The organism is Streptomyces coffeae, assembly GCF_016741875.1.
GTDB lineage: Bacteria > Actinomycetota > Actinomycetes > Streptomycetales > Streptomycetaceae > Streptomyces > Streptomyces coffeae.
Genome location: NZ_JAERRF010000006.1, coordinates 273,521 through 294,736, shown reverse-complemented (window position 1 = coordinate 294,736; position 21,216 = coordinate 273,521). Strand labels below are relative to the sequence as shown.

Here is a 21,216-nt window from a genome sequence, read left to right as displayed (position 1 = left end):
GAACGGGTGGCACGTCCGGTCACTCGCCCGCGTGCGCCTTCTTCAGGGCGGCGATGTCGAGCTTCTTCATCGAGAGCATGGCCTCGGTGGCGCGCTTGGCCTTCTGCGGATCCTCATCGGTGACCAGGTCCAAGAGGACGGACGGCACGACCTGCCAGGACACCCCGAACTTGTCCCTGACCCAGCCGCAGGCGACCTCCTGGCCACCACCCTCGGTGAGCTTGTTCCAGTAGTAGTCCACCTCGTCCTGGTCGGCGCAGTGGATCTGGAACGAGATGGCCTCGTTGAAGGTGAACTCGGGGCCGCCGTTGAGGGCGACGAACTTCTGGCCGTTGGCCTCGAAGTCGACGGTCAGCACCGAACCGGCGGGGCCGGGCCCGGCCTCGGTGTAGCGGCTCACACGGCCGATGCGGGAATTCTTGAAGACCGAGATGTAGAACTGGGCCGCCTCCTCGGCCTGGCCGTCGAACCACAGGCATGTGGTGAATCCGTCAGTGGCCATCGGTGCCTCCTGCTCGTGGGAGTGTTTACCTGTACCGACTGCCGCCACCGGGCAAACTCATCGGTCCTCGGACACCTGATGTCCCGTGATGTAGTCGTGCAGCCGTCCGGAGCCCTCGAGCATGTCGGTGGCGCGCCGGGTCAGCTCCTCGTGGCGCCGGACGATGGCGGCGCGCAGCGCCTCGCTGCTGCCCGTCCGGCGCAGTCCGTCGAGGACGGACCGGATCTGGGGCAGGGGGTAGCGGCCCTGCCGGAGCAGGCTGACCATGCGCGCGTCCCGTACGTCGGCGGGGGTGTAGCGACGGTAGTGGGTCATCGGCTCGCGCTGCGGGGCGATCAGTCCGAAGTCCTCCCACACCCGCAGGGCGGAGGTGCGGACACCGAGCCGGGCGGCAACCTCCCCGATGCGCAGACCCGAGCGGGGCACCGAGGTGGACTCCGGCGACTGCCCGGCGATCGTCTCCAGCGCCTCGCCCGCGGCCCGGAGGGACAGCCGCTGTTCGTGCAGGGCGGCGTGGGCGGCATCGACGAGGGTGAGGGCGCCTGGCAGGTCGTCGTCGTGGACGGCGCACATCACCGCGCGGGCGGTGTCCGGCCCGTACCCCTTCAGCAGCGCCCGGTGGGCGAGCAGCGCCCGGCGGTGCCGGGTGTCGAGCCTGCGGTATCCGGAGTCGGTGCGCTCGGCCGGGGGCAGGATCCCCGCGTCGACGTAGTTGCGTATCTGCTGGGTGGAGACACCCACCAGGCGCGCCAGATCGATCGGGCGCAGTGTGGTGTGCGGGGCGCTCATGGCCACGTCCCTCCCGGCGGGGCTTGTCTGTCAGGGTTCCCGGGGAGTTGAAGGTTATCGCCCCTGCTCTCCCGCTGGATCACGGTGGATCGCGGCCCAACTGTCTACGGGCGGTTCAATGAAACACTTGAAGCCATGGAGCTCAGCCACAGCAACTCCGTTCTTTCCCCCTGCTCTCAGCCGATAACGGACCCGGCGCCCCCTGCCCCGGCCCGCACCGCGGCCGCCGACAGCCATGACCTGATCCAGGTGCGTGGCGCCCGGGAGAACAACCTCACCGGTGTCTCCCTCGACATCCCCAAGCGGCGGCTCACCGTGTTCACCGGGGTCTCCGGTTCCGGTAAGTCCTCGCTGGTGTTCGACACCATCGCCGCGGAGTCGCGGCGGCTGATCAATGAGACCTATACGGCGTTCGTCCAGAACTTCATGCCGTCCCAGTCCCGTCCCGATGTGGACGGACTGCGCAATCTGAGCGCCGCGATCATCGTGGACCAGGAGCGGATGGGCGCCAACTCCCGTTCCACCGTGGGCACCGCCACCGATGCCCACACCCTGCTGCGGATCCTGTTCAGCCGGATCGGCTCCCCCGCGGTCGGCCGGCCGATGGCCTTCAGTTTCAACATGGTCGAGGGCATGTGTCCCTCGTGCGAGGGTCTGGGCCGGGTGTCCGAGATCGACGTCGATCAACTGGTGGACCGGCAACTGTCGTTGAAGGAGGGGGCGATCACCGTCCCCGGGTTCGCGGTGGACAGCTGGCACTGGCAGGTGATGGCGCAGTCCGGCCTCTTCGACCCCGACCGCAAGCTCAAGGACTACACCCCCGAGGAGTGGCGGGACTTCCTCCATAAGCCCGCCACCAAGATCAAGACCGGTTCCCAGCAGCTCACCTACGAGGGCCTGGTCACCAAGGTGCGCAGGCTCTATCTGACCAAGGACCGGGAGTCGATGCAGCCCCAGGCACGGGCGTTCGCCGACCGGGCGGTCGCGCTCACCGGCTGCCCGGACTGCCACGGCACCCGGCTGAACGAGGCGGCCCGGTCCTGTCTGATCGACGGCCGCTCGATCGCGGACTGCTCGGCACTCCAGATCAGCGATCTGGCCGCGTTCGTCCGGTCCATCGAGGACACCTCCGTCGGACCGGTCCTGGAGACACTGCGGGAGACGCTGGACTCCCTGGTGGAGATCGGCCTGGGCTATCTGAGCCTGGACCGGGAGTCGGGAACGCTCTCCGGCGGTGAGGCCCAGCGGGTGCGGATGGTCCGCCACCTCGGTTCGGCACTCACCGATGTCACCTATGTGTTCGACGAGCCCACGGTGGGTCTGCATCCGCATGACATCGAGCGGATGAACGAGCTGCTGCTGCGGCTGCGCGACAAGAGCAACACGGTGCTCGTGGTGGAGCACAAACTGGAGACCATCCGGATCGCCGACCATGTGGTCGATCTCGGTCCCGGGGCGGGCGCGGCCGGAGGACATATCACCTACGCGGGCGACCTGGCCGGGCTGCGCGCCTCGGGCACCCTCACCGGACGCTGTCTGGACCGCCGGGTCCCCTTGCGGGAGAAGGCGCGGCAGCCGGCCGGGCACCTCCCGATCCGGGGCGCGCGGACGCACAATCTGCGCGATGTGAGCGTGGACATCCCGCTGGGGGTGCTCACCGTGGTCACCGGTGTCGCCGGATCCGGCAAGAGTTCGCTCATCCACGGCTCGCTCACGGGGCGGGAGGGCGTGGTCGTGGCGGACCAGTCGGCGATCCGCGGCTCCCGCCGCAGCAACCCCGCCACCTACACCGGGCTGCTGGACCCGGTCCGGGCGGCGTTCGCCAAGGCCAACCGGGTACGGCCGGGCCTGTTCAGTGCCAACTCCGAGGGCGCGTGCCCCGCTTGCAAGGGCATCGGCCTGATCTACACCGATCTCGGCATGATGGCCGAGGTGGCATCGGTGTGCGAGGAGTGCGGGGGCAAGCGGTTCCGGCCGGAGGTGCTGGCGTACCGGCTGCGCGGCAAGAACATCAGCGAGGTCCTGGCCATGCCGGTGACCGAAGCCCGTGACTTCTTCACCACCGGCCATGCCCGGGTGATCCTGGACCGGCTGCTCGCGGTGGGGCTGGGCTATCTCGGGCTCGGCCAGCCGCTGTCCACCCTGTCCGGCGGGGAACGCCAGCGGCTCAAGTTGGCCATCCACATGGCGAGGAACGGAACGACCTACATCCTGGACGAGCCGACCACCGGACTCCATCTGGCCGATGTGGACCAGTTGCTGGAGTTGATGGACCGGCTGGTGGACGACGGCAACACGGTGATCGTGATCGAGCACCACCAGGCCGTGATGGCCCACGCCGACTGGATCGTGGACCTCGGCCCGGGGGCCGGACACGACGGCGGCCAGGTGGTGTTCACCGGCACCCCGGCCGACCTGGTCGACACCGGCACCACGCTCACCGCCCGCCATCTGCGGGCGTACACCGGGCGCGGATAGCCCCCGGTGGTCCCGGGGTGTCCCCGGGACCACCGGACGCATCGCGGCGCTCTTCCGCAACGCAGGGTGTCCGCGCATCCCGTGCGCCACGGCGGCGGGATCCGCGGGACATCAGTGTGTGGACGAGGGCCGCGAGCGCTCCGAATCCGGCGGCGCTCAGCAGCGCCCCGGGGAGGGACCGGGCGGCGATCGGCCCGGCCAGGCCCGCCCCGAGAGCGAAGCCAGTGATCTTCAGGCTGGCGCCGGTGGTGACGATCTGGCCGCGCAGCCCCTCCGGCGACTCCCGGTGGCGCACCGCGAACAGGGCGGTGAGGCCAGGCCCTTCGGCGGTCCCGGCGAGGAGTGCGGCGGCGATGACCGCGGCGGGCCGACCGGTGGCCGCCAGCAGCGACGCCATCGCCAGGACCAGGGCGCTGCCCCCGATGACGGCGTCGGGACGCAAGCACCCGGGGCGGCGGGAGAGCAGCGCGCCCGCGGCGAGCGAGGCGGCGGCGGAGGCGGAGGCGGACAGCAGCAGCGTTCCGCGATCCGCCCCGCCGAGGACTTCGGCGCCGAGCAGCGGACAGCAGGTGAGGAACGCGCCCTCGCCCGCGCAGGTGATCACAGATGTGGCGGTGGCACGGGCCAGCGCCCGGTTCCGCAGGATGGTCCGTACCCCGGCGGTGAGTTCGGCGGGGACCGAGCGCTCGGGAGGTGAGGGCGGCGCGGCCGGGCAGTCCGGGGGCGGAGCGTGGCAGCCGGGCGACGAAGCCCGGCCTTCCGGGCGCCGGACGCCGGGCAGCGTCCAGGCCGCGGGCAGCGCCAGGCAGAGCAGTCCCACGGCCACCGTCAGCGCGGCCGGTGCCCCGGCCAGGGCCGCGACCGTTCCGGCGAGGGCGGGGCCCACCAGGGCTCCCAGGCTGAAGGTCATGGCGTCCAGCGCGTTGGCCCGCGGTACGGCCTCCGGCGGTATCAGCCGGGGCAGTTGGGAGGTCCAGCCGCCCGACAGCACCGGGCTCACGAGCCCCGCGCCCAGCGCGATGGTGAGGGTGCCGGTGAACGGCGCCCGCCCAAGGCTCAGCAGAAGCGCGGCGAGCGCGAGGGCGTGCAGGCCGAGGGCCGCGGCGAGCACCCGGCCCGGCCGGGCGGACCGGTCGAGCAGTGCCCCGGCCACGGGTCCGCCGGCCGCCGCCGCGACGGTGAAGCCCGCCAGCAGGGACGACGCCGAGGACGCCGAGCCGGTGAGGGTGAGTCCGGCCAGCAGCAGCGCGGGCCCCGCCGTCTCGTCCCCGGTGCGGGCGGCGGCCGCCCCGAACAGATACCTCCCGAGCGGGTAACGCGTTTTCATGCGCAGCACGTTACGGCGGTAACGCAGAACTCCACCAGGTGCGTTACATTGAGACCATGCCGCCCTCGCACGACGACTGGTCAACCCGGCATTCGGTGCAGGCCACCGCGCGCCGTACCGCCGCCTTGGTCAACTCCCTGGCCGAGGAGCGCCCCGAGCCCGCCGCCATCGCCGAGGTGCTGCTCGCCCACGGCGAACCGGCCCCCCTCGAACTCTCCGCCGAGGACGTGGCCGCGATGCGGGCCGCCGCCGTACGGCTGCGCGAGGTCTTCGCCGCGGCGGACACCGACCGCGCCGCGTCGGTGCTCGACTCCCTGCTGCGGGAGGGCACCGGCCGGATCCGGCTCAGCTCGCACGACGGCACCTCCCCCTGGCATCCGCATCTCGACAGCGACGACGACGCCCCGTGGGGCGAGTGGTTCCTCGCCTCGTCCTGTATGGCGCTGACCGTGCTGATCTGGGACCGTCAGCGCCCGCCCGGCGGCGTGTGCGCCTCGCCGAGCTGCCGCGCTGTCTTCCTCACGCTGGGCAGTGGCTCCGAGCGCCGCTACTGCTCCCGGCGGTGCGCCACCCGCGAGCGGGTCGCGGCCCACCGGCGGGCCCGCGCCTGACGGGGCGGTGTGTGGATCACCGGCGGTCCGGGGGTGGGGAAGACCCGGCTGGCACAGGAGATCACCACGATGGTGCCGAAGGTCGAGTGGATCACACCCGCCGAGATACCGGCCGAGGTCCCACGGCTGCTGCGCCCGGCCGCGAGCGCCCTGCTGCCCGCCTGAACCCGCTGTGCCCTCCCCGTGGTTTCCGCGCGTACGCGATGGAGTAGCCCTTGCTCACCCCCGCGCGCCGCGCACCCCGTAGCGTGAGTTGATCAGCACGGCGGAGCAGGGAGACAAGCGCGTATGACGGAGTTGGCGGTCACCTACCGGGGCACGGTGTACCCCTGGCACTGCGACCACATGGGACATATGAACGTCATGTGGTACGTGGGCAAATTCGACGAGGCCACCTGGCAGTTGATGGCTTCCGTCGGTCTCACTCCGGACTATCTGCGCTCCGAGGGCCGTGGCACCGCCGCGGTGGACCAGCGGATCTCCTACCGGCGGGAGCTGCACGCCGGGGACACCGTGGTGATCCGCTCGGCGTTCCTGGAGGCCAGAGCGAAGGTGGTGCGCTTCTGCCACCGCATGGAACATGCGGTCACCGGTGAGCTCTGCGCGGTGACCGTGCTGACCGGGGTCCATATGGACACCGTGGCCCGCAAGGCGGTCCCGATGCCGGATCACTTGCTGGAGGCGGCCCGTAAGGCGGTCGTCGACCTGGACCCCTGGGAGTGACATACACCTCCCGGCGGATGGCCACGATGGAGTAGCGATCACTCATCGTCGTGGCCGGGGACGGTGGTCCACTGGACGTGGCGGCCGGGCCGTGGGGACGGAACCCGGGCCGCGAGCCCCGGCGGTGTCAGACCGGCCAGGGGTTATCCCGCTCCGCCCCCGAGCGGGGCCGAAGCGGCGGCTCCCGGGGGCGGACGCGGGTCCACGCCGGATCAGTGCGCCGGGCCGTCGAGCCCGGCGCCCGCTCCCTCCCCGAAAGGCAATCCGCATGGCATCAGCACAACCGGCGCACAGCGCGCGGACGGACCAGGTGTGGACGGCCGACCGGCTCAGGTCGGCCGTCCACACCGTCGTCTCCGCCCATGACCCGGCCACAACCGACCCGGTGGAGTTCCTGGGCGCGCTGTTCGACGCCGGGCTCGCCTGGGTGCACTTCCCGCCCGGACACGGCGGGCTGAACGCGCCACGCGCCCTCCAGTCCGTGGTGGACGACGAACTCACAGCGGCCGGAGCGCCGCCACGCGCCCCGGGCCTGCACACCATCGGGCTGGGTATGGCCGCCCCGGTGCTGCTCGCCTTCGGCGACGAGGCGCAGAAGAAGCGGTTCCTGCGACCGCTGTTCACCCGTCAGGAGGTGTGGTGCCAGCTCTTCAGCGAACCGGGCGCCGGTTCCGATCTGGCGGCGCTGGCCACCCGGGCCGAGCAGGACGAGACCACCGGCGACTGGGTGGTGAGCGGCCAGAAGGTGTGGACCTCGGTGGCGCACGAGGCGCACTGGGGGCTGCTGGTCGCCCGGACCGCTCCCGAACTGCCCAAGCACCAGGGGCTGAGCTACTTCCTGGTCGACATGCGGGCCCCGGGCGTCGAGGTGCGGCCGCTGCGCCAGGCCACCGGTGAGGCCGAGTTCAACGAGGTGTTCCTGACCGATGTGCGGATCCCGGACACCCACCGGGTGGGCGCGGTCGGCGACGGCTGGAAGGTGGCGTCCGGCACGCTGATGAACGAGCGGGTCGCCATCGGCGCCGGAGCAATGCCGCGCGAGGGCGGTCTGATCGGCGGTCTTGCCCGGCTCTGGCGGGAGCGGCCCGAACTGCGCACCGCCGGGCTGCACTCGCCGGTGGTGCGTGCCTGGGTGGACGCCGAGGCGCTGCGGCTGACCGCGGAACGGCTGCGCCAGCAGCTGGCCGCCGGGCAGCCGGGCCCGGAGGGCTCCGCCGCAAAGATCGCGTTCGCCGGTCTCAACCAGCGGATGTCCGGGCTGGCCCTGGACATCCTCGGCGAGGAGGGGCTCGGCTACGACGACTGGACGTTCCGGCGGCCGGAGCCCGACGACGACTTCTCCACCCGTTCGTTCGGCTTCTTCTACCTGCGGACGAAGGGCAATTCGATCGAGGGCGGCACCACGGAGATCCTGCGCAATGTGATCGCCGAGCGGGTGCTCGGACTGCCGCCGGAGCCCCGGACCGACAAGACCATCCCGTGGAAGGACCTCCCCAGGTGAGCACCGAACCCGCAGCCGATCTGCTGTACAACGAGGTCGAGGACGAGCTGCGGCTTCCGCTGCGGCGCGCCCTGCTGGCCGACCGCTGCCCGACCGGTGCGCTGCTCACCCGGATCGAGAGTGACGAGCCGTACGACACCGAGCTGTGGCGCGCGCTCGGCGCCGAGCTGGGGGTGACGGGTCTGAGCGTGCCCGAGGAGTACGGCGGCGCGGGCGCGGGCTGGCGGGAGACGGCCGTGGTCCTGGAGGAGCTGGGCCGGGCCGTGGCGCCGGTGCCGTATCTGGGCAGCAGTGTGCTCGCGACGGCCGCGCTGATGGCGGCGGACGAGACCCGGGTGCTGCCCGAGGTGGCCGCGGGCCGGCGGGCCGCGGCACTGGCCGTGCCGTTCTCCACGGGCCCCGGGCTGCCCTTCCCCGACGCGGTGCGGCTCAGCGGCTCCGCCCTCAGCGGTACGGTCACCAGCGTCGCCGACGCGACTCCCGCGCGGGTGCTGCTGGTTCCGGCCGTCGGTGAGGCGGGCCCCGGTCTGTATCTGGTGGACCTCGCCGCGGCGGGCGACACCGTGACCCTCGCCCCGCGCCGTTCGCTGGACCTCACCCGGCCGCTGGCGGACATCACGCTGCGCTCGGCACCCGCCGTGCCGGTGGCCCTCGGGGACGAGGCGATACGGGTGCTGGACGTGGCGCTCACCACCGGGGCGGCGCTGCTGGCGTCCGAGCAGCTCGGAGTGGCCGAGTGGTGTCTGACGACCACGGTGGCGTATGTGAAGGAGCGTCATCAATTCGGCAGGCCGGTCGGTTCGTTCCAGGCGGTGAAGCACCGGCTGGCCGACCTGTACGGGCTGGTCTCACAGGCGCGCGCGGTCGCCCGTAACGCCGTCGCCGCGCTGGACGCCGGTTCGCCCCAGGTCGCGCTGAAGGCGTCGCTGGCGCAGGCGTTCGTCTCGGAGGCGGTGGTGGAGACCGCCGAGGCCGCGCTGCAACTCCACGGCGGGATCGGCTTCACCTGGGAGCACCCGGTGCATCTGTATCTGAAGCGGGCCAAGAGCGACGCGCTGGCGCTGGGCACGGCCGACCGGCACCGGTCGGCGCTGGCGCTGCTGGTGGATCTGCCGCCCGCCGCCTGAGCGGAGGCGCCCGACGACGGGCTGCCGCCGATGGGGCGGCGGCCCGTCGTCGTGTCCGCGGACGCGCCTCTCAGTCGAAGAGCAGCGGGTCCTCGAAGTACAGCCGGGCCAGATCGGTCCGGGAGGTGATGCCCAGCCGGGGGAAGATCTTGTACAGGTGGTACTCGACGGTCCGAGGGCTCAGAAAGAGCTGGGCGGCGATCTCCTTGTTGGTGCTGCCCTCCGCCGCGAGCCGGGCGATCCGGATCTCCTGCGGGGTGAGCCGCTCGCCGGTGCCCCGGGTGGACGCGCCCGCGCGGGCGGACTCCCCGGTGGCACGCAGTTCCTGACGGGCGCGCTCGGCCCAGGGGGCGGCTCCGATCCGGTCGAACGTGGCCGCGGCCGAGCGCAGATGGGCGCGGGCGTCCCGGCGTCTTCGGGCCCGGCGCAGGGTTTCGCCGAAGTACAGCTCGGTGCGGGCCTTCTCGATCGGCACACTGCCGCTGTGCAGGGACACCGCCTCCTCGAAGTGAGCGATCGCGGTGGTGTCGTCGGGGGCCAGCAGTGCGCGGGAGCGCGCCAGCAGCGCCCTGGCCTCACTGCGCGCCGAACGGGCCTGCCAGCGCTCCAGCGACTCCAGCGCCTCCTCGGCGGCCTGCCGCTCCCCGGAGCGTACGGCGGCCTCGATCCGGTCCGGTAGCGAGAAGAACGCCATGATGGGGTGGCCGGAGCCGGGTTCGGCGACCGCGACCTGTTCCAGCAGCCGCAGCGCCTCGGGATAGGCGCCGCGCATCAGCGCCAGACAGGCCAGCGCATGGCGGGCGGTGGCCACCGCGAGGCCGATCCGACGGCGCAGTGCGGTGCCCAGCGCCTCGTCGGCGGCCTCGCGGCACTGCCGTTCGTCGCCGCGCAGGGCGCACATGAAGGCGCGCCGGGCCAGGTGGATGGCGGCCAGGTTCTCCTGACCGGATTCACGGGCCAGCCGCAGCCCTTCGTCGGTGAGAGCCTCCGCGTTGGCCATCCGCCCGCTGAACATCTCGAGTTGGGCGGTGAACTCCAGGTTGCTCGGCAGTACGCCCACGTGGCCCGACGCCCGGGCCGCCTCGGCCACCTGCCCGAACAGGGCGAAGGCGGTGGCGGCTTCGCCGAGGTAGAGCGAGCCGACGCCCGCCCAGCCCACCAGCAGCGGATCGCCGGACCGCTGGGCGGCGTCGACGCCCGCGGTGATGAGTTCGGCACCGCGCTCGATGTCCTGAGCCACCACCCGGTCGATCCCGGTGAGCAGCAGCCGGGTGCCGTCGGTCATCGGTGTTCCGCCGGCCAGCCGTTCGGCCGCCGCGGACAGTTCGCGGAAGCGGCCGGGGTCACCGGCGTGGGAGGCGGCCTCCGCCGCCTGGATCAGACAGTGGGCGGCCTCGTCGGGGACATCGGCGGCCAGCGCCTTCGCCGCCGCGCGCAGCGCGCGGTAGGCGTCGGTGAGCACCCCGCCGCGCATCCGGACGGCGCCGCGCAGCTGGAGCAGCCGACCGATGACCACCGGCCGGTCGGCGATGGCCAGCGCGTCGCGCACCAGGTGTTCGGTGCGCCCCGCCTGTCCCGCCTGCCAGGCGGTACGGGCGGCGTCCAGCAGCCGTTCGGTCCGGCGGGCGGGGTCGGGCGTCAGCCGGGCGGCGCGGTCCAGCAGATCCGCGGCGGTGGCGTACTGGGCCCGGGAACGTGCGTAGGCCGCGGCGCGTTGCAGTTCGCCGGCCACCTCCTCGTCCGGGCCGAGCGCGGCCGCGGCGCGGTGCCCGGCCCAGCGGCCGTCCCGCTCATGGGGGCGTACCACCTCGGCCAGGGCGAGATGGCAGCGCCGGCGGCGGGCAAGGTTCGCGCCGCTGTGCACGGCGGTCCGCAGGGCGGGGCCGGCGAAGGCGATATGCCGTCCGACGACGGTGATCAGACCGGTCTCCTCGGCGGCTTCCAGGCACGACGGTTCCAGGCCGAGGCGGCTGAGGGCCGCGGCCACCGTGGCCAGGTCACCACTCTCCTCGGCGGCGGCCACCAGGAGCGCCAGCCGTACCGGTTCGGGCAGGGCGCGCTCGGGGCCGAGGAAGGCCCGGCGGGTCCGCGGGCCGAGCGGCAACGGCACGGGCAGGGTCTCCTCGCCCTGGATCTGACGTGCGGTCAGCAGTGTGCCGAGCTCGGTCAGGGACAGGGTGTTCCCGCCGGTGCGGTGGGTCAGTTCGCGGGCGACGGCGGCCGCCGGACGCACTCCCGCGACCGCGGTCAGCAGGGCGGTGGCGGCGTTCTCGTCGAGACCGGGCAGGGCCAGCCGGGGCAGTACGGGGTCCTCGAGGGTCTCGGGTCCGGGGTCCCGCTGGGCCAGGAGCAGCGCCACGCCGTCCGAGCGCAGTCTGCGGGCGGCGAACAGCAGGGTCCGGAGGGTGGGCCGGTCCACCCACTGGACGTCGTCCAGCAGGCACACCAGACCGCGTGGTCCGACCGCGCCGCCCTCGGCCGCGGCCGAGGTGAGCAGGGACAGGGCGGCCATCGAGACCAGTGCGGGATCGGCGGGCGGGGCGCCGGTCAGCCGCAGCGCGGACGCCAGCGCCTCGGCCTGCTCGGCCGGGGGGGCGGGCAGCCGTGGCAGCAGGGGCCGCAGCAGCTGGTGCAGGCCCGCGAAGGCGCAATCGGACTCCTCCTCGGCACCGCGCACCTCGAGGAGGGCCGTGCCGAGGCCGGTGGCGCGCCGTTGGGCGTGTTCCAGCAGGGCGCTCTTGCCGCTGCCCGGCTCGCCGTGCAGCAGAAGCAGGCCACCGCGGCCCGCCGTGACACCGTCGAGAACACGGTCGATCACGGCCAGCTCGGTGTCGCGGCCGTAGAGCCCATCATGCGTGTGGTTGATGCTCATCCTCCGGTCAGCACGCTGTTCTCATCGTAGAACGGCTGGTCAGCGCGGGGAGCGCAGAAGACCGGGTGCGGATTGGCCCCTACCGCACCCGGTCCTGTCACACGCCCGTGCGGTTACGCGGCCACTCGTAGAGTTCACCGCGCTCGGCCCGCCCCACCAGGGAGGCCGGGGGTTCGAACCGCTCGCCGTAGCGCTCCGCGAGTTCGCGGGCGCGAGCGACAAATCCGGCCGGACCGCCCTCGTACTGGTTGATGTACTGGAGCACACCGCCGGTCCAGGCGGGGAAGCCGATGCCCAGGATCGAGCCGACATTGGCGTCGGGCACCGAGCGCAGCACGCCCTCGTCCAGGCACTTCACCGATTCCAGGGCCTCGACGAAAAGCATCCGCTCCACCATGTCGATCAGCGGGATATCGGCCGTACCGGCCCCGAAGGCATCGGCCAGACCCGGCCACAGCCGCACCCGCTTGCCGTCGGCGTACTCGTGGAAACCGGCCCCGTCGAGGCGGCCGGGCCGCCCGAACTCGTCCACCATGCGGTCGATGACGTCATAGGCGGGCTGGTGGGGCAGGGTACGGCCGTCGGCCGCGTAGCCCTCGATGGCTTCCTTGCGCACCTTCTGTGACAGCTTCATGTTGAGCTCGTCGCACAGGGCCAGCGGCGCGGTGGGGTATCCGGCCTGGAGTCCGGCCTGCTCCACGGAGGCCGGAGCGGCCCCCTCGGAGATCAGGTTCAGGGACTCGTTGATGAAGGTGCCGATCACCCGGCTGGTGAAGAAGCCACGGCTGTCACCGGCCACGATCGGGGTCTTGCCGAGCTGGCGGGCGATGTCGTACGCCTTGGCCAGGGTGGCGTCGCTGGTCTTCTCACCGACGATGATCTCCAGCAGGGCCATCTTGTCCACCGGGGAGAAGAAGTGCAGCCCGATGAAGTCCTCCGGACGGCTCACCCCCTGCGCGAGACCGGTGATGGGCAGGGTGGAGGTGTTCGAGCCGAGCACGGCGCCGGGCGCGAGATGCGGTTCGATCTCGGCGAAGACCTTCTTCTTCAGCTCGGTGTTCTCGAAGACCGCCTCGATCACCAGATCGGCACCGGCGGCGTCCTCGGCCCGCGTGGTGGGGGTGATCAGCTCCAGGACGGCGGTGCGCTCGTGCTCGCCGATCCCGCCCCGCTCCACGGCCTTGTCCAGGATCGTGCGCGAGTACGCCTTGCCGCGCTCGGCCGCCTCGAGGTCCACATCCTTGAGGACCACCTCCATACCGGCCCTGGCGCAGGAGTAGGCGATGCCCGCGCCCATCATCCCGGCACCCAGGACCACCGCCTTCCGGGCCTGGTGACGGGGGTGGCCTTCGGGGCGGCTGCCGCCCTTGGCGATGTGCTCGGAGTCGAAGTGGAACGCCTTGATCATGTTCGACGAGATCTGGCCGCAGGCCAGTTCGGCGAGATAGCGGGTCTCGATGGCGAGCGCGGTGTCCAGGTCCACCTGGGTGCCCTCGACCGCCGCGGCCAGGATGTGGTGCGGGGCGTCCATCGGGGTGCCCCGGCCGCGGTTGCGGACGGTGGCCGAGAACGGCACCACGACCTGGGAGAGGAAGGTGTGGGAAGTGGCGGCGCCGCCGGGGACACGGTAGCCCTTCACGTCCCACGGCTGCGCCGACTCCGGGTGGTCCAGGACCCAGCGGCGGGCCTGGCCGAGCATGTCCTCGGGCGAGGCGGCCACCACATCGACCAGACCGTGCCGCTGGGCGTCGCGTGGTGAGAACAGACGGCCCGTCAGCACGATGTCCGCCAGCGCCTTCTGGAGACCCAGCATGCGCACCGTACGGGTCAGTCCGCCGGCGCCGGGCAGCAGCCCGAGCGTCACCTCGGGCAGGCCGATCACACTGCCCTCAGTGTCCAGGGCAATCCGGTGGTGGCAGGCCAGGGCGACCTCCAGGCCACCGCCGATGGCCGCGCCGTTGACAGCGGCCACCACCGGCCTGCCGAGGGTTTCCAGCCGCCGCAGCAGACCTTTCAACTCATCGGAGGCTCGGGTGAGTTCGGGGGCCCGCTCGGGCGCGGTGCGGCGCAGCACGGTGAGATCGGCACCGGCGAAGAAGCTCCGCTTGGCGGAGGTGAGGATCACGCCCGTCACCGACTCCCGGTCGGCCTCCAGCCGTTCCACGGTGCTCTTCAGCGACGCGAAGAAGGAGTCGTTCATCAGGTTCACCGAGTTCGCGGGGTCGTCCATGGTGAGGACGACGATGCCGTCCTCGGCCCGGTCCCAGCGGATCATGGTGTCGGTCGTTTCGGCGCTGTCGGTCATACGAGAAGTCCTGTTCGTTCGCGGGTCGCGCGGGCAGAGGGAGAGATCGGAAGGGGGCGGGCGGCGGTCACAGCCGCTCGATGACGGTGGCGATGCCCATGCCGCCGCCGATGCACAGCGTCACCAGGGCACGGCGGGCCGCACGACGCTCCAGCTCGTCCACGACGGTGCCGACGAGCATGGCGCCGGTCGCCCCCATGGGGTGGCCCATGGCGATGGCGCCGCCGTTGACGTTGACCTTCACCATCGGCAGGTCGAGCTCCTTGACGAACTTCAGCACCACGGAGGCGAATGCCTCGTTGAGCTCGAAGAGGTCGATGTCGTCCACGGTGAGCCCGGCCAGGTCGAGCGCCTTGCGGGTGGCGGGGGCCGGGCCGGTGAGCATGATGAGCGGGTCGGTGCCGGTGAGGGCGGCGGCCACGATCCGGGCGCGCGGGGTCAGGCCGAACTCGGTGCCGGCCCGTTCACCGCCGACCAGGACCAGGGAGGCGCCGTCGACGATGCCGGAGGAGTTTCCGGCGGTGTGCACGTGGTCGATCCGCTCCACCCAGTGGTACCGCTGGAGGGCGATCGGGTCGTAGAGGGTGCCGGGCCCGGCGAACGAGGGCTTCAGGGTGCCCAGCCCGTCGAGGGTGGTCTCCGGGCGGACCAGCTCGTCGTGGTCCAGCACCGGCACACCGCGGTCCACCACCGGGACGACCGACGTGGCGAAGTAGCCGCCGGACCAGGCCGCCGCGGCCCGCTGCTGGGACTGGAGCGCGTAGGCGTCCACGTCCTCCCGGCTGAAGCCCTCCAGGGTGGCGATGAGGTCGGCGCTGACGCCCTGGGGGACGAACGCGCCCTTGCGGCTGGTCTCCGGGTCGAACGCCCAGGCGCCGCCGTCGGCGCCCATCGGCACCCGGGACATCGACTCCACTCCCCCGGCCACGATCAGGCTGTCCCAGCCGGAACGGACGCGTGCGGCGGCGGTGTTGACCGCCTCCAGACCCGAGGAGCAGTAGCGGTTGAGCTGCACACCGCAGACGGTGTCGGGCAGTCCGGCGGCCAGCGCCGCGGTCTTGGCGATGTTGCCGCCCTGGTCGCCGACGGGCATGACCGAGCCCAGGACGATGTCGTCGATCGCGGCCGGGTCGAGTCCGGAGTGGCGGCTGAGCAGTTCGTCGATGAGCCCGGTGAGCAGGGTGATCGGCTTGGTGCCGTGGAGCGAGCCGGTCTTCTTGCCGCGTCCGCGCGGGGTGCGGATCGCCTCGTAGATGAATGCTTCGGTGGTCACAGCGAGTCCTTTGCCTGGGATCCGGATGTACTCGTGGGTGGTCTGCGATCGGGTACGGCGGTCAGCGCGGGCCGTCCGGGGCGGCGACCGCGCCGGTGGCCAGGAGGTCCCCGATCTCCTCGGGGGCGTAGCCGTATTCGGTGAGCACCGTCGTAGTGGCCTCACCGGGCCGGGCGGCGCGGGTCGGCGGCGCGCAGGGCGTACCGCTGAACCGGGGCGCGGGCGCGTGCTGGAGCAGCCCTTCGTGGGACACGAAGCTGCCGCGGGCCATGTGGTGCGGGTGGGACGGGACTTCGTCCAGGGTCAGCACGGGGGCGAAGCACGCCTCGACACCCTCGAACACCCCGCACCACTCGTCGCGGGTGCGCTGCCGGATCACCTCGGCGATCCGCTTCTTGTACTCGGGCCACCGGGTGGGGTCGTACGGCTCGGGGAAGTCGGCCGGGTCGAAACCGAGGGTGTGCAGCATCATCCGCTGGAACTGCGGTTCCACGGCGCCGAAGGACACATGGCGGCCGTCGGCGGTCTCGTAGGTGTCGTAGAAGTGCGCACCGCCGTCGAGCCAGTTGGTGCCCGGCCGGGACGACCAGGCGCCCCGCTGGGAGAGCGCGTAGAAGATGCCCATCAGCTGCGCCACGCCGTCGGCCATCGCCGCGTCCACCACCTGCCCGCGGCCGGTGGTGGTGCGCGACTGGAGCGCGGCGAGGATCCCGACGGCCAGCAGCATGCCTCCGCCGCCGAAGTCGGCGAGCAGGTTCAGCGGGATCACCGGCCCGCTGCCGGGCCGTCCGATGGCGGCCAACGCACCGGAAAGTGCGGTGTAGTTGATGTCGTGTCCGGCGGTCATGGCGAGTGGCCCGACCTGGCCCCAGCCGGTCATCCGGCCGTAGACCAGCCGCGGATTGCGCGCCAGACAGGCGTCGGGGCCGAGTCCGAGGCGCTCCATGACACCGGGGCGGAAGCCCTCGATGAGCACATCGGCGCTGCCGATCAGCCGCATCGCCACCGCCGGCCCTTGCGGATGCTTGAGGTCGACGGCCACCGAGCGGCGGCTGCGGCCCAGGATCACATCGTCGAAGGGTTTGCCCACCTGGGCCGGGCGGTCGATCCGGACGACCTGGGCGCCGAGGTCGGCCACCACCGTCGCACAGAACGGACCGGGCCCCTGGGCACCGATTTCGACTACCTTCAGGCCGGTCAACGGCCCCATGTTCGCCTCCTTGCGCCGCACCGCCGGGGCACCCCCAGCCGCTGGAAAACGGTGGGGCCGCGGGGTGCGGAGGACAGTGGATCTGCCGTGCCGGCCGGGTTGGCGGGGACACGGGTGGGAAGCGACCGCGGACCCGGGGCGGCCCGCCCCCTACGGTGCGTACCGGAGGGGTGGGGCGTGGTGGCCGGAGGGATCCCGCGGTGGGTGACCGCCCGCTCGGCGGGCGCCGCTGGCCTCAGTGTTACGAGCCGGTAGCCACGATGTCCAGCGGTCCGTGGCGCCCGGTGGCCGGACCAGTAGTCCTACGGATTCGCACCCCCGGCGGCGGACGTTGGATGGCGGAAGCACAGGCGGTGCCGCCCAGGGTGACGGCGCCACCGTCGAGGCGACGGGCCCCAGGTACGCCGGAACGGCATACCCCGCGTACCGGGCCGAACGTTACCGACACGTCGCTCCGCAGCGACACACCGCTTCGCAGGAGGAACACCATGCCGGACTCCCCCCGACGCGTCGCCGTCGTCACCGGTGCCGCCCGTGGCATCGGTGCCGCCACCGCCAGACGCCTGGCCGCCGACGGTATGGCGGTCGCGGTCTGGGACCTGGACGGCACCGCGTGCGCGTCCGTGGCCGACGAGATCGCCGAGGCCGGTGGCACGGCCCTGGCGGTGACGGCGGACGTCTCCGACAGCGCCCAGGTGGAGGCCGCCGTCACCCGGGTGGCGACCGAGCTGGGCCCGCCGGTGGTCCTGGTGAACAACGCCGGAGTGCTGCGCGACAACCTGCTGTTCAAGATGTCCGAACCGGACTGGGAGACGGTGATGGGCGTCCATCTGCGCGGCGCCTTCCTGGTGACCCGCGCGGCCCAGCGGTACATGACCGAGCTGCGCTGGGGCCGGGTGGTCAATCTGTCCTCGACCTCGGCCCTGGGCAACCGCGGCCAGGCCAACTACTCGGCCGCCAAGGCGGGTCTCCAGGGCCTCACCAAGACCCTCGCCATCGAACTGGGCACGTTCGGCATCACCGCCAACGCGGTGGCGCCGGGCTTCGTGGACACCGAGATGACCCGGGCGACCGTGGCCCGGGTGGGCATGGACTTCGAGGAGGTGCGGCGGCAGATGTGCGAGCGGATCCCGGTGGCCAGGATCGGACGGCCGGAGGACATCGCGCACGCCGTTTCGTTCCTGGTGGGTGAGGACGCGGGGTATGTCTCCGGACAGGTCCTGTATGTCTCGGGCGGCCCTCAGGGATGAGAGCGCCGGGTACGCGTACCACCGGCGCGCCGCGCCGCCACCCTTCTGAGAGGTGACCGTGAATCAACCTCCGTCCATCGACAACCGCCCGGTCTCCCTCGCCCACTTCTTCCTGTCCCGGGTGCGGGCGAGCCCCGACGCGGAGGCGTACCGCTTTCCGGCGCCCGCCGCGCCGGGAGGCACCGCGCCTGAGGAGGCCGCGCCGGGAGACTCCGCGCCGGGAGGGGAAGAGCGGTGGCACTCGCTGACCTGGGCACACACCGGAGAGCGCACGGCGGCGATCGCCGCCGGGCTGATGTCCCTGGGCATCCGTCCGCAGGACCGGGTGGGGATCGCCGCCGGGACCCGGGTGGAGTGGATCCTGGCCGATCTGGGGGTGATGTGCGCCGGAGCGGCGACCACCACCGTGTACCCCACCACCGACGCCGAGGAGACGGCGTACATCCTCGCGGACTCCGGAAGCCGGGTGCTGTTCGCGGAGGACGCCGGGCAGTTGGCCAAGGTGGTACGGCACCGGGCCGAGCTGCCCGAACTCACCGCCGTGGTCACCTTCGAGCCGGTGGCGGGAACGACGGCCGAGGAGACCGGCGGGGACGGGCCGGAGGTGCTCTCGCTGGAGGAGCTGGAACGGCGGGGCGCGGATCTGCTGCGCAAGCGCCCGGACGCGGTCGAGGAGACGGTGGCGAAGATCGACCGGGAGGACCTCGCCACCCTGATCTACACCTCGGGCACCACCGGGCGCCCCAAGGGGGTGCGGCTGGCCCATGACTGCTGGTCGTTCCAGGCGCAGACCGCGCTCGGGCTCGGTCTGCTGTCGCAGGAGGATCTGGAGTTCGCCTGGCTGCCGATGGCGCACGCTTTCGGCAAGAACCTGCTGTGCGCGCAGATCGCGGTCGGCTATCCGCTCGCGGTGGACGGCCGACTGGAACAGCTTCCGGCCAATCTGCGGCTGCTGCGGCCGACGGTGATGGCCGCGGTCCCCCGGGTCTTCGAGAAGATCTACAACTCGCTGGCCGCCGAGGCCCGCCGGATGGGCGGGACGAAGGAGCGGATCTTCGTCTGGGCGGCGCGGGTGGCCCGGGAGTACGCCCGTGCCGCGCAGATCAAGGGCGCCGCGTGCGGGGAGGGCATGGAGAGCGGCAAGACGCTGGTGCCGTTCTGGCTCTCGGTCCAGCATGTGATCGCCGACCGGCTGGTCTATGCCGGGGTGCGCGAGGTCTTCGGCGGCCGGATCCGCGGCTGCACCAGTGGCAGCGCACCGCTCGCCCCCGACATCGGGCTGTTCTTCTGCGGCGCGGGCATCCCGATCCTGGAGGGGTACGGGCTCACCGAGTCCTCGTGCGGCGCTTCGATGAGCCTGCTGGAGTACCGCACGGGGGTGGCGGGGCGTCCGCTGCCCGGAGTCGAGGTGCGGATCGCGGACAACGGGGAGATCCTGATGCGCGGTCCGAACATCATGCGCGGCTATCACCACCTCCCGGAGAAGACCGCCGAAGTCCTGGACCCCGACGGCTGGTTCCACACCGGCGACCTGGGCGAGCTGACCGAGGACGGCTATCTGCGGATCACCGGCCGGATCAAGGAGCTGATCAAGACCTCCGGCGGTAAGTATGTGGCACCGCTGGAGATCGAGAGCCGGCTCAAGGGTGCCTGTCCCTTCGTCAGCAATGTGGTGGTCGTGGGCGACCACCGCCACTACTGCACCGCTCTGATCACCCTGGACGAACCCACGCTGATGGCCTGGGCGCGGGAGCGGGGGCTGACCGATCCGAGCTACGCCGGGCTGTGCGGCTCGGAAGAGGTGCGGGCGCTGGTGGCGGGCTATGTGGACGAGGTCAACACCGGGCTTCAGCGCTGGCAGACCATCAAGAAGTTCACGGTGCTGCCACGCGACTTCGACCAGGCGCACGGCGAGGTGACGCCCAGTATGAAGGTGCGCAGGCCGCAGGTGCAGCGCAGCTTCGCGGCGGAGATCGACGCCATGTACGAGGAGGCGCGCACCTCCTGATTCCTTCGCCGGAAGACGACGGTGGCCGTGCGGTTCTCCGCACGGCCACCGTCGTCTTCCGGACCGGGGGTTCAGCTCGCGAGGCAGGCGTAGACGGTGGCCAGCAGTGTCATACAGCGCTCGTCGGTGGCCGCGCCCTCGTCCACCATGCGGTTGGGGACGTAGGAGAAGGCCATCCGGGCGTCGAGGTCGACCACACAGCCGGAGCCGCCCGCGCCACCCCAGAAACCCGCGCGCGGATTGGGCGAGAGCGGGAACGCCTCGGTGGGCAGCGCGAAGCCGAGGCCCCAGCGCACCGGGAACTGGAGGATGAGGTCGAGGCCGTCGGTGCGGGTGCGGAAGACGGAGTCACAGGTGGCTTCGGACAGCAGCCGCACTCCGCGCGCCTCGCCGCCGTTCGCCAGGACGGACTGGATCGCGGCAATGGCCTCGGCATTGCCCTGGCCACCGAAAGCGGGCAGTTCGGCCTCGCGCCATTCGGGGGTCCAGGCGACCTTGTGGCCGGTTTCGAATATCGGTGGATTGTTGAGCGCCTGCGCCATGGGGTGGTCCATGTCGATTCCACCCGCGATGAGCGGCGGCGGAATCACCGGGGAGATCCGGTGGTGCTGTTCCCGCTCCAGCCCGAAGTGGAAGTCGGCGCCGAGCGGCCCGGCTATCTCCTCGGCCAGAAAGCGGCCTATGCTCACTCCGGTGACCCGGCGGACGACCTCGCCGATGAGATGGCCCTGGGTGTAGCCGTGATAGCCGCCGGCGCTGCCGGGCTTCCAGCGCGGGGTCTGCCCGGCCAGCAGTGAGGTCGATTTCTCCCAGTCGTAGACGTCCTCGAAGGACACCTTCTCGTCCCAGGCGGGGAGCCCGGCGGAGTGCGCAAGCAGATGCTCGACCAGCACGTCTTCCTTCCCGGCCTGGGCGAACTCCGGCCAGTAGCGGGCCACCGGGGCCTGCAGGTCCAGCGCTCCGCAGTCGACGAGGACCAGCGCGCACAGCACGGAGACCGTCTTGCTGCTGGAGAAGACATTGGTGAGGGTCCGCCGTTCCCAGGGCCGGGTGCGATCCGCGTCGAAATAACCGCCCCAAAGGTTGAGCACGGGTTCGCCATCCAGGTAGAGGGCAACGGACGCACCCACGTCCGTACCATTCTCCAGATTTTCCTGGAACACCTTCTTGACAGCCGTGAAACGCTCGTCGCAAGAGCCATGAATTTCGGTCATGGCGGCCAATGTAGATGCGTCGCACG

The 21,216-nt window shown here is 71.8% G+C and carries 16 protein-coding genes; 8 read left to right on the top strand and 8 right to left on the bottom strand.

Features of this window, described 5'->3' with window-relative positions; translation table 11 throughout:
* Positions 1 to 19: 19 nt before the first annotated feature.
* Together JK363_RS12550 and JK363_RS12545 are read right to left on the bottom strand one after the other, a co-directional pair.
* On the bottom strand, positions 20 to 502 hold the full coding sequence (locus tag JK363_RS12550) for a VOC family protein (RefSeq protein WP_201874822.1): 483 nt from the start codon (positions 500 to 502) through the stop codon (positions 20 to 22).
* A gap of 57 nt (positions 503 to 559) precedes the next feature.
* Positions 560 to 1,291, bottom strand: coding sequence for a MerR family transcriptional regulator (locus tag JK363_RS12545; RefSeq protein ID WP_201874821.1), 732 nt, complete (start codon positions 1,289 to 1,291; stop codon positions 560 to 562).
* Positions 1,292 to 1,531: 240 nt separating this feature from the next.
* Between JK363_RS12545 and JK363_RS12540 the strand changes: the two genes are divergently transcribed.
* Positions 1,532 to 3,769, top strand: coding sequence for an ATP-binding cassette domain-containing protein (locus tag JK363_RS12540; RefSeq protein WP_236075739.1), 2,238 nt, complete (start codon positions 1,532 to 1,534; stop codon positions 3,767 to 3,769).
* On the opposite strand, the gene JK363_RS12535 is transcribed toward JK363_RS12540, so the two are convergent.
* On the bottom strand, positions 3,729 to 5,096 hold the full coding sequence (locus JK363_RS12535) for an MFS transporter (RefSeq protein ID WP_201874817.1): 1,368 nt from the start codon (positions 5,094 to 5,096) through the stop codon (positions 3,729 to 3,731). The genes JK363_RS12540 and JK363_RS12535 overlap by 41 nt on opposite strands.
* A 56-nt stretch (positions 5,097 to 5,152) precedes the next feature.
* Between JK363_RS12535 and JK363_RS12530 the strand changes: the two genes are divergently transcribed.
* From JK363_RS12530 to JK363_RS12510, 5 genes are all read left to right on the top strand, one after another.
* Positions 5,153 to 5,707 (top strand): CGNR zinc finger domain-containing protein, encoded by a 555-nt coding sequence (locus JK363_RS12530; protein ID WP_201874815.1) that lies wholly within the window; start codon positions 5,153 to 5,155, stop codon positions 5,705 to 5,707.
* A 9-nt stretch (positions 5,708 to 5,716) separates the two neighbouring features.
* Positions 5,717 to 5,872: a P-loop NTPase family protein gene (locus JK363_RS12525; RefSeq protein ID WP_201874813.1), complete on the top strand. Its 156-nt coding sequence runs from the start codon at positions 5,717 to 5,719 to the stop codon at positions 5,870 to 5,872.
* A 123-nt stretch (positions 5,873 to 5,995) separates the two neighbouring features.
* Positions 5,996 to 6,430 (top strand): acyl-CoA thioesterase, encoded by a 435-nt coding sequence (locus JK363_RS12520; protein ID WP_201874811.1) that lies wholly within the window; start codon positions 5,996 to 5,998, stop codon positions 6,428 to 6,430.
* Positions 6,431 to 6,698: 268 nt separating this feature from the next.
* Positions 6,699 to 7,931, top strand: coding sequence for an acyl-CoA dehydrogenase family protein (locus tag JK363_RS12515; RefSeq protein WP_201874810.1), 1,233 nt, complete (start codon positions 6,699 to 6,701; stop codon positions 7,929 to 7,931).
* A complete protein-coding gene (locus JK363_RS12510) occupies positions 7,928 to 9,058 on the top strand; it encodes an acyl-CoA dehydrogenase family protein (protein WP_201874808.1) in 1,131 nt (376 codons plus the stop codon). Before JK363_RS12515 ends, JK363_RS12510 begins: the two co-directional genes overlap by 4 nt.
* Positions 9,059 to 9,128: 70 nt before the next feature.
* Here JK363_RS12510 and JK363_RS12505 read toward each other — a convergent pair whose 3' ends face one another.
* The 4 genes from JK363_RS12505 to JK363_RS12490 all read right to left on the bottom strand — a co-directional run bounded on the left by JK363_RS12505 (position 9,129) and on the right by JK363_RS12490 (position 16,718).
* Positions 9,129 to 11,930 carry an AAA family ATPase gene (locus tag JK363_RS12505; protein WP_201874806.1) on the bottom strand — a complete coding sequence of 934 codons (2,802 nt, stop codon included), beginning with the start codon at positions 11,928 to 11,930 and terminating at the stop codon, positions 9,129 to 9,131.
* Between the two features lie 97 nt (positions 11,931 to 12,027).
* Positions 12,028 to 14,235: a 3-hydroxyacyl-CoA dehydrogenase NAD-binding domain-containing protein gene (locus JK363_RS12500; RefSeq protein ID WP_201874804.1), complete on the bottom strand. Its 2,208-nt coding sequence runs from the start codon at positions 14,233 to 14,235 to the stop codon at positions 12,028 to 12,030.
* A 67-nt stretch (positions 14,236 to 14,302) separates the two neighbouring features.
* The gene (locus tag JK363_RS12495; RefSeq protein WP_201874802.1) at positions 14,303 to 15,508 is read right to left on the bottom strand and encodes an acetyl-CoA C-acetyltransferase; all 1,206 of its coding nucleotides are present in this window, start codon (positions 15,506 to 15,508) and stop codon (positions 14,303 to 14,305) included.
* A 61-nt stretch (positions 15,509 to 15,569) separates the two neighbouring features.
* Entirely contained in the window at positions 15,570 to 16,718 is a 1,149-nt protein-coding gene (locus JK363_RS12490; protein WP_201874801.1) for a CaiB/BaiF CoA transferase family protein, read from the bottom strand.
* Positions 16,719 to 17,206: 488 nt separating this feature from the next.
* Between JK363_RS12490 and fabG the strand changes: the two genes are divergently transcribed.
* Positions 17,207 to 17,968 (top strand): 3-oxoacyl-ACP reductase FabG, encoded by a 762-nt coding sequence (gene fabG, locus JK363_RS12485; RefSeq protein WP_201874799.1) that lies wholly within the window; start codon positions 17,207 to 17,209, stop codon positions 17,966 to 17,968.
* A 58-nt stretch (positions 17,969 to 18,026) separates the two neighbouring features.
* A complete protein-coding gene (locus JK363_RS12480; RefSeq protein WP_201874797.1) occupies positions 18,027 to 19,976 on the top strand; it encodes an AMP-dependent synthetase/ligase in 1,950 nt (649 codons plus the stop codon).
* Between the two features lie 71 nt (positions 19,977 to 20,047).
* Here the strand turns inward: JK363_RS12480 and JK363_RS12475 are convergent, their stop codons facing one another.
* Entirely contained in the window at positions 20,048 to 21,190 is a 1,143-nt protein-coding gene (locus JK363_RS12475; RefSeq protein ID WP_201874795.1) for a serine hydrolase domain-containing protein, read from the bottom strand.
* Positions 21,191 to 21,216 lie beyond the last annotated feature (26 nt).

Coding starts and splice junctions, on each gene's coding strand:
- JK363_RS12550 (WP_201874822.1), bottom strand. CDS start 502: ATGGCCACTGACGGATTCACCACATGCCTGTGGTTCGACGGCCAGGCC.
- JK363_RS12545 (WP_201874821.1), bottom strand. CDS start 1,291: ATGAGCGCCCCGCACACCACACTGCGCCCGATCGATCTGGCGCGCCTG.
- JK363_RS12535 (WP_201874817.1), bottom strand. CDS start 5,096: ATGAAAACGCGTTACCCGCTCGGGAGGTATCTGTTCGGGGCGGCCGCC.
- JK363_RS12530 (WP_201874815.1), top strand. CDS start 5,153: ATGCCGCCCTCGCACGACGACTGGTCAACCCGGCATTCGGTGCAGGCC.
- JK363_RS12520 (WP_201874811.1), top strand. CDS start 5,996: ATGACGGAGTTGGCGGTCACCTACCGGGGCACGGTGTACCCCTGGCAC.
- JK363_RS12515 (WP_201874810.1), top strand. CDS start 6,699: ATGGCATCAGCACAACCGGCGCACAGCGCGCGGACGGACCAGGTGTGG.
- JK363_RS12505 (WP_201874806.1), bottom strand. CDS start 11,930: ATGAGCATCAACCACACGCATGATGGGCTCTACGGCCGCGACACCGAG.
- JK363_RS12500 (WP_201874804.1), bottom strand. CDS start 14,235: ATGACCGACAGCGCCGAAACGACCGACACCATGATCCGCTGGGACCGG.
- JK363_RS12490 (WP_201874801.1), bottom strand. CDS start 16,718: ATGGGGCCGTTGACCGGCCTGAAGGTAGTCGAAATCGGTGCCCAGGGG.
- fabG (WP_201874799.1), top strand. CDS start 17,207: ATGCCGGACTCCCCCCGACGCGTCGCCGTCGTCACCGGTGCCGCCCGT.
- JK363_RS12475 (WP_201874795.1), bottom strand. CDS start 21,190: ATGACCGAAATTCATGGCTCTTGCGACGAGCGTTTCACGGCTGTCAAG.